Below are 12,598 nucleotides of genomic sequence, written 5' to 3'. Positions count from 1 at the left end.
GATGAAGGGATGAATACCCTATGGATTGAGAAAAATCAGCTGAGTATCTGATGCCGCACGTTGAAACAGACAATGGTCAATCACTGGCTTGGTGTACGTGCCAACTACAAACATCTAGGGCAGCAGGGAAGGGGTCTTTCGCACATGGGGGGCGCCCGATGACCTGCCGGCATCTTCCGTGAACATCACGATGGGCCGGCTGATATTCTTGTCAGGAGGCCGCGACTCGCTCTCCGAAATGCACCCGGCTTGCTGTCGTGACGGCAAGCTGGCCTCATCAGTAACCATATGAGTACGAAGGCAATGAGCGCAGCAGTTGAGTTTTCAACCATGATTGACGGTGAGCAGGTCCAGGGTTGGATAGTTAAGGATGGGAAGTCATACCGTGCGTATGCGGAATTTCGCGGGGAGCGAATAGATGTCCGCGGTTCTACCAAGTCAAGCGCTGAAAGCAAGTGGCGCGAAGAAGCGAACCACAATGCAAACGAATAGGAAAAGCCGAGCAGCCGCTACACACTAGCCCGCCGTTCGGCAGTACCAGGGCGCTGGTTTCGCGCCTGTTCACCCGGAGCGCAGAGCATGAAAAGTTTCAACGACTGGCTGCACCACAACGACGGTGAGCATTACGAAGCGTTACGTGAAGAGTTTTTTGAGGGCGGTGGAGAACCCGGTGGCTTCTTGGACTGGGCCGAGACCAAGTACGAGGTCGAGGTTGCCGATGTTGAGCGCAAGGCAGCGCAGTTGGCTGGGCCGAATCACTCAAATGAGCCTGCGCGCACCACCGACGTTGGCGACGTAGCACCACCACCAATACTGACTGAGCCGCTGACGATCATCCTGGAAGGCGGTGGACTTGATGTTCTGAATAACTCCATGAAGGCTTTCCATGCGCTCCTAAGGGGCGCCGGATTGCCCTTAGACGAATTCAAGAGGCTTGAAAAAGCCAGCCATGATGCCGATGGGAAACTGGCCTTCTGGATTGGCGTAGAAGCTCTAAAATTCTTGGATGCCCAAAAAGCGCGCCGTGGTGCACCAAAGCAATAACTGAACTACTTGAGCCGCGGCGTACTCAGCGTCTGGACGACACCGGCATGCAGTTCATCGTTTTCGGTATGCAGGTAACGGCTGGTGGTTTCCATCTTGCTGTGACCAGCCAAGGACTTGATCATCACCAGGTCGCCGGTAGCCTTGGCCAGATGGCTAAAGCAGGAGTGACGGAGCCAGTGGGTAGTCGCTTCCGCTAGCCGATCGGCCAGCTCAAATTGCTCGCGTTGAATGGCTAGGCCTGCCGCCCGGGTCATGATATCGATGACGGCTTTGAGCACGGTGCTGGTGTGCGCCCGCTTGAGTTTGGAGTTGGCGGCCAGGAGGAGGGGGGTTGGGTCTTTCGACGGAATGTCCCGCGGCAACCCGAAGGCCTCTCTATATAGTTGCAGGTCCTGGTACAACTCGTCAGAAATGGGCACGTCGCGAAACTTGTTGCGCTTGCCGAGGACAGTCAGCCACCAGGTCCCGCTGGCCGAGCGATGGATGCTGCTCATATTGGACGTGGTGCCTTCGAAAGTGCGCACACCGGTCAGGTAAAACAAGCTGAGCATGAAATGATCCCGCGCTCGCTTACGCGGACTCTTGGTCAGGCCGATCGCTTCAAAGGCAAGGGCAATGCCTTCTTCAGGCAGCAAGCGCTTGATCGTATTATCGTGCGGCACTTCTGGTTTGCGCACCAACGCGACGGGATTGCCTTTGAGCCTCCCACCTTTGACCATCCACGTGTACATGCTGCCAATTTGCACCAGGGCATAGCGCTGCGAGCTCAAGCTCAGGGGGCCTGCGAATGGTCGCCACTGCTCATGATGACGTGGATACTTGGTTTCACTGACCCACACCTCCCGGGGCTGGGGATCCGCCAGGAAAGCGGCATAGTCGCTCACATCCATCACGTTGATCTGTGACAGCTGCTTGCCGCGGGTGTGCAGCGCCCACAAGATGAAGCGTTCCACCTCCTTGCGCATAACCCGGCGAGTCTTGAGATTGGTGGCGGTGGTTTTGAGCCAGATGGCTGCCGCCTCGATGTCGCTGTTGGCCTGGATCAGGTCGGGAGCTTCACCTGGTTCCACCATCGCGTAGGCTTCAAGCAACGCGATCTCGGTGTTGGCCTGGAAATCCAGGCGGATGGGCAAGCCTGTTCGTGAGCTCATCGTAGATCCCGCATTTTTCCGTTGGACACTAGCCAATCGTCAATCTGATCCGGCGCAATCCACCGCCGATCACCTGTCGCTGACTCGCATTGGTACTCTTCCTGTGCTCCGCCGGCAGGGTCTACGCCGACCCGGGTAGCGGTTACGACCAGAATGGCATGCTCGCGGGCAAAGCCATCGATCTCCTGCACGACCACCAGCTCTGAGCCCCGCGACAGATAGCTGTTGTAACGAAAGCCGTCGACGCCCGGCGCGAACGGTTCATCCTCGTCCTCGTCGTCGCCTTGCTCCCACTTGAACGGTGGATCAGGTTGCACTGCGGTGCCGGCGGAATCAGCGGCTACCGGTTGGTCCAGTTCGCCAATGGGCTGGTCTTTGCGCCTGCGGGGTTTCGGCGGAATGATGGAAAGCCTAGCCGCTGTCACACACGACCGCTCGAAAGAGCTCAATGCCGGCAGCGATCGCACCAGGTCATCCCATTTCAGATCTCGGTCCTCGTCCGCGGCAATCCGGCTCAAGTGCTCCGGCCGGATTGACCACCGACAAGCGACATCGGCCATACGCCAGCCGCGCTGCTCAATGAGCGCTTTGAAGGCTTCTCGAGAAAGCTTCGGAGGGCGTAAGAAGGGTGATCCCTTTTCCACCTTGCGTGATTTGGCTTGATCCACAGCGCAAGTCTTTATAAGTAAAAACCCGATTCTAAAGGGTTTTATCAGAACAGCAACCCATTCCTGCTAGAAGCCAGCTACTGTTAGACCACCCCCCGCGCCACCCCCTCTTAAAAAATATCGTGATAACTGGACGTATTCACGAATTTTTCAAAAAATAATACAAATCCTATCGATTTCAGTACGGAAGCGTTTGTTCTGATTTTAGTGTATTCTTGCAAAAAACCCTATTCCATTGGTCGAGAAGCCATGCCCACTCAGTCCCCTAGCACACAACTCAAAAGCACTCGCCAATGGGTGCATGACTACGCGGCACGTTTGCTCGCGAATGGTGAAGAAGTCCGGCAGACAGCCATTCGGGAGCTGATATCGGTAGAACACGGCGTCACCGCATCCCCCAATCTGGTCAACGATGAGATCAAGAAGTTCTGGGTGAAGGCTGGTCCCCTCATGAGTAAGCGGCTGCGCCGGCCCGGCATTCCGGATGAGGTCTGCTCGAGCTTCGATAAAATCTGGGACGTCGCCCTGGATGCTGCCGCTGCGGGGCATGAAATTGAGCGCAAGCAACTTCAGGCCCATGCAGACGGTGCAGTGGCAGCGATGAAGACTGCCCAGGCGAATGAACAGGCTGCCATTGAGCGATTCGACGGTCAGACTCGAGAAATTGATGGGCTACGTGCCGACAAGCTCAGCCTCACTGAGCTGCTCCAGGCAAATGAGGCCGAGCGCAAAGGGTTGGCAGCGGACCTGAAGGAGCAGACCGAGAAAGCGGCGGCTCAGCATGCGTTAAATATGCAGGAACAGCAGCGTGTCCAAGGGCTCGTGGATAGCTTGCAACAGCAGTTAACGGATCTGAGGGCGAGCTCCCAGAGGGATCTGACCACCTTGGCTGAAAGCCACCAGGTAGAACTGGTCAAGACACAAGACTTCTTGATGCGCGAAACGGCCAGGGTACGTGATGAAGAAAAGGCCAAAACCGACAAGCTGATCAAAGAGCTTGAGCGGGAACGGAATGAGAAAGATCAGCTGCGGCAATTGCGATCGAAAGCCAGCGATGAGGCGTCGCAACTCCGTGGGAGGCTTGAGGCCACGGATCGCAATCTGGAGAAGCTGGAACAGCGTAACGCCCAACTCAGCGAAAAGAATGACAAGCTGGAAACAGCACTGCTCGAAAGCATCAGAGCCCAAGTGAGTGCAGGTGAGCAGAAGGAAGAAAAACCGCTGGCGCCCCCTGCCAGGGAATGAAGAGGCGCCCGTTCTGGAGGTGAAAAATTTTGATATCGGCGCCTTGATCTGGTTATTTATACAGTGTTACGTTTGAGTAGCTGTACCCTTAACCTAACGAGGTATTGATCCATGAATGCTCACGCTAATCCTTATCATAACGCTGACCGCTTTAACCCTGACGCTCCGCACAATCAGAAGGCTAACGCCTTGATCGAGGCTCTTAAGCGCTCCGGTCTGCAAAAGGTTGTGTTTTTCTGGTCACCACTGGATGGTGGTTCGGAAACTGATGGCGCGGCTGAGAACTTTCCGCAGATGTCGGCTGTGGTTGTACTGGATGGGGCTGACGGCGAGCCTGAATACAAAGTTTTTGATGGGAGTTTTTTGAAAGTAGGTGGCGGGAGCGCCAGTTACTCAGATATGCAGCGGGTGCTCGACTTTGCTGAAGGCTTGCCTAAGGGCAAGGCAGAATTTGGTTGTGCGGTATTGCCGTTTACCTCCCAACTGACGCCGGCAGACGCTGTAGCCAAGATGCTGGACCCAAAGCTCGTCCGCCACCACTTTGAGTCCGTGACCAGGCCTAGCTTCTTCATGGTGCGGAAGGATGCCGTGACCGAAAAAGAACAAGCTAGCAACTGACCGTAATTTCCCTGGTCTGCCCTGTAGGGCCAGGGAATTACGGTCAGAGTGATATCTTCCTACGCTGCTGATTACCCCCTACCTTCAACAACTGGAAATCCAATCATTGTGTAACCAGGTTTTGGAGTCACAGTGGGTAGCTTCTCTGCCTTGATCAGTGCCTTGAGGTCCAGATCGGCGTCAAACGCAACAATGTCCGCTTCCAACAAGTAATCGAACCCATCCTTACTCCCGCAGATTGGTATCACCTGATTCGTGATGGCCTCGCGAATGCTGGTCATGTGGTTCAATACCGACTTCTTCTTTTTGCGTGGTTGAATGAACGCGGTGAAGTCCGGGGTGGCGTCACCCAGGGCCTTCAGCGCCGCAGCCTCAGCTGCCGGGCTGAGTTTACGCTTGGAGGACTGCGCATCAGGGTCGTGTATCGCTACTGCTACTGGTGTGGCCGATACTGGGTCAGTGCTGATTGCTGGCGGTGATTCTTCAGTCACGATTTGCTGTTCAACCTGGATCTCTGGTACCGACGTTGTTTGCTGTTCGGTCATAGGAACAGGTTGATGGATTGCCACCTCCTCGCCGAAGTCCGCGAACGCATCCCCGAAGTCGTCTTCTGCGGTAGAGTCTTCGACAAATGCCATGAATTCTTCATCGTCGTTATCGGCTGCTCCCTGTTCCAGCAGCCCAGCTATTTCAAGCTGAAGTTCATCAGGCAGCAACTCCTCTTCTTCGGACTGCACTTCAGCCATCTCTGGAGCGGTTAGGCTGTTTTCAGGCGCGGCGGGCGGCGCCGTATGTACAAGACGTAATGCCGGGCTGTAGTTGTCCTGGCGCTGTGGAACTCCATCTTCGGTTTGATCAATCGGCGTAGGCGGATGATCCAGCGCATCATGAGGTTCGGCCTGAAGTACCTCTTCTGGAAGCGACACTACAGGGGCTGCCGGGCCAGAACCCGTTCCATCCAGCGCCAGGGTGATTGGGGCAATCGTTGGCGGCGGGTTCTGAGCTTCGGCTTGTGGGGGCGAGGCCTGGGCCTTCGCCTGCTTGCCGGCAATGTTCGCCTTGGCGGCGATCTCGCTACCAAAGCCCAGCGCGATCAGCGCACGAAGACCCTCAACCTCTTGAATGCCAAGATTGTGGGTGAAGAGCGGGCGTTCGACGTCCAGTTTTGAGCTCAGATTCGGTAGCCCATTCAGTCCTGCCAATTCAGGCGTAGTGGATACCGGTCGGAAAATAATGACTGGCTCCCACGTTGTCATGTGGGCCCCGGTCTGAGGGTCTCTAAAGGACGCCGAAAACATCGGCAGGAAGCGGCTCATGTCTGCGTGGTTGTGGGTGGTGTAGAGCACGCCTTTCTCTTGAAGGGTTGCCAGCAGATTGAGTGTGACCCGGTAGCGGCCATCGCCGTCGTCGAGGGACCAGCCCATCTTGGCGAGGATGAGCATGCGAAGGTCTTTCTCCTTCACCACAACGAGCCCATCATGCTTTTGTGCGATTTTTAGAGTCGAGTCCCGGGCTTTATCACCCGTGCCGTTGACGCGTCCGAATTCGGTGATGATGTCTACGAAGCTGTGGTAGATCGAGCTCGATTCTTCCTCGGTGATTTCGTGCTCAGTCAAGCTATCCGTGATGTTCGATTCGGCCATGCCGGTTTTCTTGTCGACCAGGATCAAAAATTCCATCAGGGCGGTCATCCGATCATCGAGACTCAGGCCATTTCGATCGACCGGGAACTGGCTTGGATGATGGTAGTGACCTATGACCAGGTTGATGGTGGTTCTGTCGCGAGCAGGCAGAGCCCAGTATTCCGGGAACCGCGCAAGTATGCGGGCGCCCAATGAATCGTGAGAAATGCGATTGTCGTCCTGTGGTGTGAGTGCGCTGCCTTCTTCCTTGGTTTGGACGGATCCGTCAGGCCCGAGAACATAGGCCTCCAGCTTGCCGATGTCATGGGCGAGTGCCAGGATCGGGACCAGCGGGTCCTGAGCGTCGAAAAGAAATTCTTTGTTTTTGAGGTCGATGATTTTGAATTTGGGTTTGCCCCTGGCTTTTACGTAGACCCCATCAAAAACATAGGCGCTGGCATCGGCCAGGGCTGTGTCTGCAACAGCCAGGCAATGTTCCCACAGCCGGCGGTTTCCATGACCACCCTTGCGGTGTGATGCAGGGAAATGCTTGTGCGCCGAGTAGGTGTCCCAGATAGCCCAAAAAAATTGTACGTGCTGTGGATATTTCTTTTCGTTGGCCGCTACCCATGCGTTGACCAGCTCACTGCCAATGGGAAGCCTTTTGGCTGGGCTTTCGACTCGCTTGGGTGCCCGGGCCGGCATTGGCACGTCACCAAGCGTTGAACGAGCACCATTGAACCTGTTACCCAACTTGCCTTTGAACAATCGGCTCATCGCGGTCACTCTACCGAACCAGATGTACCAAACACCGATGATCAAACCGGCGGCAACACCCGCCACCCAGCGAGAAACCGTACTCCCCACGTATTGCCAGTTCTCCAGCACCTCAAAAGGCTGGCCACCGAACTCGACCAGCGTGAACACCAGCCACCAAAAACCAAAAACAAGAAAGGCCGCCCGGATGATTCTGTTGTTTGCGTTCACAGGAACACCTCGGAAGCTACCGGCTGGGATTTGGATGGTTGATCTGGCTGTGGGGATGCGGGCGCCGGCGATGGTGGAGACTTAGGTACCGGCGTTCCGTTATTGTCCTTCAGAGTGTTGTTGCAACCGCCGCCGCCTTTAACGAAGCCGCTACATCCCCAGAACGGCGATTTGTCGGCGTTCCGCAAGTACATGGGCTTACCGCACTCTGGGCATTCATACGCCTTCGGTCGTTCGATAGGATCGCCGTTGCGGTCGTTCATGGTGTGCTTGCACTCATCCCTGTCCGAGCATCCCCAGAAAAAACCAGTAGCGGTTTTGATCCGGCGCATGGGGCCCTGACATTTCGGGCAGGTCACTACATTGCCCTTCGAGTCTTTGGTGTTGGCAGTCGGATCGAAGTAGAACTCCGCCTTGCCGTCATCAAGTAGCCGTAAGCCAGCTTCGAATTTCTTTCCGGTCACGGTGCTGACAAATCCCTTCAGGCCAAGCACCAGTTTCTCTGCGAGCAAGGTTTCAGCTTCGGATACCTTGAGGGTTCGCTTGGCAATTTCACGCCAGATCGAAAAGCCACACTGCTCAGCACAGGCGAAGGTCTTGGCTTGGATTTCCACGGCGCTCCCGCACTTTGGACATGGTGCTTTGAGTACCTTGACGGTGATGCCGGCATACTTTTCCTTGATGGTGTCGAGGATCTGGATCGTCAGCTCGGACAGCTCCTGTTTGAAGGTCGTCCGGCTGTACTGGCCCTTCTCCATCAAACGCAGTTTCTGCTCCCATTCACCGGTGAGGATCGGTGAGGTCAGAGCCTGGATGTTGTTCTCTAGCAGGAACCGGTAGACCGTCATGCCCTTGGCGCTGGGCGCGAGGTACTTTTTGTCACGCACCATGTAAGGATCTTTCTTTCGGTTAGATCCATCCTTAGCAGCCAATAGCGATTCGATCATGGCCGAGCGAGTAACTGGCGTACCGAGCCCACGGTCCTTCATCGCTTCCCGCTGCTCTTCGTCGTCAATCAGGCGGCCTGCGGTTTCCATGGCACCGAGCAACGTGTCTTCGGTGTACCGCTGAGGGGGCTTTGTTTTGAGCATCTTTAGATCAAGGCCGGTGGCGCTGACGTGCTCGCCCTTCACGTAAGGGACCAACTCTTTTTTGTCTTCAGCATCCCCATCACGGTCGTCAGCATCGTCCGCGTCTGCGGCGCCCGGACCGTACACCTGCATCCAGCCAGGCGATACCAACACGCGACCGGTAGTGCGGAACACCTCACTTTCAACGGTGGTCAGCCGCACAGTGACGGAGTATTCGGCCGGCGGATGGAAGACCGCGAGGAAACGACGCACGATCATGTCGTAAATTATTTGCAGGTCTTCGGCCAATTCGCCGGGCCGCTTACCGGTGGGCACGATCGCATAGTGATCAGACACCTTTTTCGAGTCGAAGATCTTTTTGTTCGGTTTGACCCAGCCACCATCCAGGACGCGCTGGGCATGCTCCTCATAACGGGTGCCGCCAAACGTGCTCATGAGTTTTTTGGCTTCCCCGACGAAGTCATCAGGCAGGTAAGCGGAATCCGTTCTCGGGTAGGTGGTGAGGCCGAGATCAAGGTAGAGCTTCTGGGCCAGTTCGAGAGTGTAGGCTGCCGAGAACCCAAGCTTACGGTTAGCTTCCCGCTGTAGGCCGGTCAGGTCATACAGCTTGCCAGCACCCTTTTGTGCAGCCTTTACCTCTTCTTCCACACTGGTCGGTACCGCACCGGAGCACTTGGCGATAATGGCGTCAGCGATTGCACGGTTGAGTATTCGGTGTGGGTGGTAGTCCTTTTCTGTGCCGGCGCTATCCGAAGTCCGTGGTGCTTGCCATTTTCCGACGTAGTTGCCAGCGCCAACACCGAACGTACCGTGCACTTCCCAGTAAGGCGCCGGTCGGAAAGTCAGGATGCTCAGCTCCAGGGCACAGACCAAGGAAAGCGTCGGGGTCTGGACTCGGCCCAGCGGAAAGGTTTCGGATTTGGCTGTTTGTCGCTCATAAAGTCGGGTGATGCCTCGAGACGCGTTGATCCCAACGATGAAATCACCTTCGCTTCGAATCTCAGCCGCATCTGCAAGGTTGTCATAGTCCGCCCCGGGGCGCATTCCCGCATAGGCCGATTGAATAGCCTCGTCCGTGGTTGAGCTCATCCAGAGGCGAAGCATTGGCTTTGTGCACCCGGCCCTTTTGTAAATCAGTCGAAAAATGAGCTCGCCTTCTCGGCCAGCATCGCATGCGTTGGCGACGGCAGTTACATCAGAGCGGCGCATGAGGCGATCGAGCACCTGGAAGAACTTTTTCTTATCCTCAATAACGCGCAGTTCGAATAGATCCGGAATCACCGGCAGGTTGCTGATGTCCCGGCCGGCCTTGGCCATCTCTTCGGAATGGATCTCCACCAGGTGACCAGCAGCTGGGGCAAGAATGGCGTCTTCACTCTCGAGCCAGTTTTCTACCCTGCTGAACCCGCCGATGGCTTTAGCGATGGTGGCTGCGACCGTCGCTTTTTCGGTGATGATGAGAGTCTTGCCCATTGCTGACTATGCCTTCAATTTCTAGGGGTTGAAGCCGACTGCTTGTAGCGGTCGGGGGCTGCGGTGTAATTCCACAGCCACCAAAACGGAAAAAGCCATCGACAGTGGTCAAGGACCTCGATGGCTTTTTCACTTCCTATGGCGTTGCTGTTTACTTACTCGCCGGGCTGTTCATCCGTTTTGCCTTCTTTCGGAACGAAAGCCGCGTTGAACAGTTCCGCTCGGTCTTGATCAACTGGTTTTTCTGACTGTGCGGAGCCGTGGCCTTTGAAGAGCTCGGCGGCCCAGCCGGGAATCATTTTGATGTGACCGGAATCTGGGGAGACCGGTGCCGGCATGTCCTTAGCCTGGATGAAGGGGATTTTCGAAACTTCGGCAACTTGAGTCTCTGGGTCTGGCAATGAGATTGCTTTTACATCGATACGGAACTCGCCCGAAACGATGATGGGCATACCGCGGGCCAGTTTCTCAGCGAGTGGCTGGAGGTTACGACCGTACCAACGCACCGGGATCGAATGATCCGAATCCTTGCTTTGTCGGATCAGAACTACCAGTCGATCATTGATCGGGGTGCCGTCAACCGGATGTTTTCGATTGCGCTCCAACGATTTAGCCTGAATGAATCCGGCGATGCGAATCTGGTTCGAGGCGTTCTTGTTCAGTTCCATCGCTCTCCAGTCGAACGAGTCACGACGTGCGTCGTTGTCCTCACCCGGCATCTGCTGCAACGCCTGAACGGATTCTGGCGTCCCGGAATCAACTGCTGCGGCGTGTACGGCCGCACCCCATTTCTTCATGAAATCGTCGCGAAAGCGCGTGCCCATGTGCATGAAATTTGGGGCTTCAAAGCGGATGCTTTTGAGTTTCGCAATCCGGTCTTCGCCCTCCACTGCGCCCTCGGTATGGACGTATGCCATGACCAGATCCCACTCTTTAATTTCGCGTGGGATCGGCGACTTTTTCGGGTCGTAATGAATCGGAAGCATGTGGTTTTCGCTGCGGGTCTGTTGGATGTAGCAGATCCCTTTGAGAGGATCATTATTCCGCAGGACGCCGGCGATATAGCCTGAGTTGAGCATCCCGTTTGGATACGAATAGGAATCCGGATTGCGCTTTGCGTCCTGGGGGAGCATAGAGTACCTCGTGTTTAGCTGGAATTGGTGCGTTTGAGGATACTCAACACGTACCAATAATACAATAAGGTTCAGATGATACTGAATGAATCCGCTGGGCGCATTTATTCAGTTGGTAAGCCGATCGACGAACACCTAGCTAACCATATGGAGAAGGCATGACCGAGAAAATCTGGGGGCGCATCAGTAAGAGCACGGCAGAATGGTGAGGGATCAGGCGGGATAAAAAGGGGAACTTGTAGCTAGGCTTCTACCTCTATGCTCTGGGTTTCGCCATCTAGTTCGAGAGAGATTTCGCATCCAACCTCCCCTATTTTGGGGACCAGTCTCCCTCAATGTTTAGCATTCAAAACTAGCCAGCAAGCCTCTTGTTACACATGAACAAGAGATTGAATCTTGTTGTTAACTGTGTAGAATTAATTTTTACATATAATGGCATTTTCCTGCTTTATTTATACAAGGGGCGCCCACACTTCGACCCCTACGCGAACACACTGGAGCCGTAACCATGACAAAACCTAGCGACAAGAAAGCAAGTGGCTCTACGCAAGGGCGGTCCCGTGCTTCAGCAAAAAATGTAGATACGACTCCTACTATTGCAACCGATACTAAAAAGCCGCAGAGCAAGCCTCAGGCAGCAGCCAAAAAACCGGCTGCCGCTAAAGCTTCTGCACCTAAGGCTACAGCAGCTAAAACTTCTGAACCTAAGGCTACAGCACCTACAGCTAAGACGGCTCCGAGAGTGCGCTCTTCAGCCGCGGCAAAGAAGCCTGCCCCAGCCGCTGAGGCAGCATTAGTGACTGCGAGTATCCCAGAGCCAGGCAAAACCAGCCCGAGAGTTAAGGTTTCTGCATTAGCTAAAAAAGCTTTAGCTGAGGCCCAGTTGGCACGTGAAGCCGAGGCGGCGGCTGAAGCAGGATTACAGAACGAGAATGAGACCTCGCCCCGTGACCGTAATAAAATCGAAGGCGCTCGTCTGATCAAGATGATCAAAAAGGCCATTGTTGAGCGTGGCCTTCAGGATCGAGCCATCGCCGATATCGTCGGCGTAACTCAGATCTACTGGAATTCTTTGGCGAATGGCAATCGCCAAATCAAATCGCTGGGTAAAGAGAAGCTTCAGAAAATTGCTGAGTTTCTGGGCCTGCCTCTTATTCAGGTCTACCTCCTCGCAGAGCACTTCACTGCTGAAGATTTTTTCAATTCCAAGGACCTAAACGAACAGCTGTGGTTGTCTGTTCGTAAGATGCAGGAAGATCCTCAGTGGGCTGGTTATGCACCGAGTGTTGAAGAGTGGGAGCAAACACCGATCAACGTACGTATTACGCTCGTGTCGCTTTACGAGCGCGAATCGAAACGCTACCTGATGGCTAAAGCCGAAGTGGAAGTCCCAGGCAACAACTTTACTGAATAGAGTCCAACCGTTTAGCATTCTCCAGAAATGAAGAAGCCCCGATCTGAAAAGATCGGGGCTTTTTTGTGGGTTAAAAAACGAACGGAACGCTAGGGTCCTGTTGTCCTGGATCTGACACAGGGTCAGCAGGTTCGATAGCTACGGCATCA

General features: G+C 54.9%; 9 protein-coding genes. 4 read left to right on the top strand and 5 right to left on the bottom strand.

Features of this window, described 5'->3' with window-relative positions:
* Positions 1 to 579: 579 nt before the first annotated feature.
* The gene (locus H7995_RS27625; RefSeq protein ID WP_185819289.1) at positions 580 to 1,044 is read left to right on the top strand and encodes a hypothetical protein; all 465 of its coding nucleotides are present in this window, start codon (positions 580 to 582) and stop codon (positions 1,042 to 1,044) included.
* A gap of 5 nt (positions 1,045 to 1,049) precedes the next feature.
* Here H7995_RS27625 and H7995_RS27620 read toward each other — a convergent pair whose 3' ends face one another.
* Positions 1,050 to 2,180: a tyrosine-type recombinase/integrase gene (locus H7995_RS27620; RefSeq protein ID WP_185819288.1), complete on the bottom strand. Its 1,131-nt coding sequence runs from the start codon at positions 2,178 to 2,180 to the stop codon at positions 1,050 to 1,052.
* 14 nt (positions 2,181 to 2,194) lie between these two features.
* On the bottom strand, positions 2,195 to 2,866 hold the full coding sequence (locus tag H7995_RS27615) for a hypothetical protein (protein ID WP_185819287.1): 672 nt from the start codon (positions 2,864 to 2,866) through the stop codon (positions 2,195 to 2,197).
* Between the two features lie 249 nt (positions 2,867 to 3,115).
* Here H7995_RS27615 and H7995_RS27610 point away from each other — a divergent pair, with 249 nt between their 5' ends.
* A complete protein-coding gene (locus tag H7995_RS27610) occupies positions 3,116 to 4,111 on the top strand; it encodes a DNA-binding protein (RefSeq protein WP_185819286.1) in 996 nt (331 codons plus the stop codon).
* Between the two features lie 111 nt (positions 4,112 to 4,222).
* On the top strand, positions 4,223 to 4,729 hold the full coding sequence (locus H7995_RS27605; protein WP_185819285.1) for a hypothetical protein: 507 nt from the start codon (positions 4,223 to 4,225) through the stop codon (positions 4,727 to 4,729).
* 71 nt (positions 4,730 to 4,800) lie between these two features.
* Here the strand turns inward: H7995_RS27605 and H7995_RS27600 are convergent, their stop codons facing one another.
* The 3 genes from H7995_RS27600 to H7995_RS27590 all read right to left on the bottom strand — a co-directional run bounded on the left by H7995_RS27600 (position 4,801) and on the right by H7995_RS27590 (position 11,035).
* Positions 4,801 to 7,338: an HD domain-containing protein gene (locus tag H7995_RS27600; protein ID WP_185819284.1), complete on the bottom strand. Its 2,538-nt coding sequence runs from the start codon at positions 7,336 to 7,338 to the stop codon at positions 4,801 to 4,803.
* On the bottom strand, positions 7,335 to 9,902 hold the full coding sequence (locus tag H7995_RS27595) for a DNA topoisomerase (RefSeq protein WP_185819283.1): 2,568 nt from the start codon (positions 9,900 to 9,902) through the stop codon (positions 7,335 to 7,337). The genes H7995_RS27600 and H7995_RS27595 overlap by 4 nt, the downstream gene beginning before the upstream one ends.
* 155 nt (positions 9,903 to 10,057) lie before the next feature.
* Positions 10,058 to 11,035 (bottom strand): hypothetical protein, encoded by a 978-nt coding sequence (locus H7995_RS27590; RefSeq protein ID WP_185819282.1) that lies wholly within the window; start codon positions 11,033 to 11,035, stop codon positions 10,058 to 10,060.
* Positions 11,036 to 11,543: 508 nt separating this feature from the next.
* Between H7995_RS27590 and H7995_RS28595 the strand changes: the two genes are divergently transcribed.
* A complete protein-coding gene (locus H7995_RS28595; protein ID WP_244647837.1) occupies positions 11,544 to 12,449 on the top strand; it encodes a helix-turn-helix domain-containing protein in 906 nt (301 codons plus the stop codon).
* Positions 12,450 to 12,598 lie beyond the last annotated feature (149 nt).

Source organism: Pseudomonas kielensis (assembly GCF_014236655.1).
In the GTDB taxonomy this organism is placed as follows: Bacteria; Pseudomonadota; Gammaproteobacteria; order Pseudomonadales; family Pseudomonadaceae; genus Aquipseudomonas; species Aquipseudomonas kielensis.
The sequence above is the reverse complement of the archived record's forward strand: the minus strand, read 5'-3'. Positions and strand labels throughout refer to the sequence as shown.

Coding starts and splice junctions, on each gene's coding strand:
- H7995_RS27625 (WP_185819289.1), top strand. CDS start 580: ATGAAAAGTTTCAACGACTGGCTGCACCACAACGACGGTGAGCATTAC.
- H7995_RS27610 (WP_185819286.1), top strand. CDS start 3,116: ATGCCCACTCAGTCCCCTAGCACACAACTCAAAAGCACTCGCCAATGG.
- H7995_RS27605 (WP_185819285.1), top strand. CDS start 4,223: ATGAATGCTCACGCTAATCCTTATCATAACGCTGACCGCTTTAACCCT.
- H7995_RS27595 (WP_185819283.1), bottom strand. CDS start 9,902: ATGGGCAAGACTCTCATCATCACCGAAAAAGCGACGGTCGCAGCCACC.
- H7995_RS27590 (WP_185819282.1), bottom strand. CDS start 11,035: ATGCTCCCCCAGGACGCAAAGCGCAATCCGGATTCCTATTCGTATCCA.
- H7995_RS28595 (WP_244647837.1), top strand. CDS start 11,544: ATGACAAAACCTAGCGACAAGAAAGCAAGTGGCTCTACGCAAGGGCGG.